General features: G+C 47.5%; 2 rRNA genes. Both read left to right on the top strand.

Annotated features, from left to right (window positions below):
• Window positions 1-148 (top strand): 23S ribosomal RNA (locus tag AC1DOK_RS24605); the annotation flags it as partial.
• A gap of 145 nt (window positions 149-293) precedes the next feature.
• A 5S ribosomal RNA gene (gene rrf, locus AC1DOK_RS24600) occupies window positions 294-408 on the top strand; the annotation flags it as partial.

Genomic DNA, 408 nt, shown 5'->3' with positions numbered 1-408 from the left:
GCTGAAAGCATCTAAGCGCGAAGCCCCCCTCAAGATGAGATTTCCCAATTAGTAAGACCCCTTGTAGACGACGAGGTTGATAGGCTTGAGGTGGAAGCGCAGCAATGTGTGCAGCTGACAAGTACTAATAGGTCGAGGGCTTAACCTAAAATCTTTTGTGGCAGTACTTTCTGTAAGGAAAGTGCGAGAACAAAAGATACTTCGGAAGCATATAAGCATTCTTACAGTTTCAATTCGCATCTAGTTTTCAAGGTACAACACCTTGTTACAACGCATTTATTCTAAATGCACTGTTTGGTGACGATGGCGGAAGGGAACCACGCGTACCCATCCCGAACACGACCGTTAAGCCTTCCAGCGCCGATGGTACTTGGACCGAAGGGTCCTGGGAGAGTAGGACGTTGCCAA

The sequence above is a fragment of the Paenibacillus sp. P5_B5 genome (genome assembly GCF_056400365.1).
This window is presented reverse-complemented; position numbering and strand designations above follow the sequence as displayed.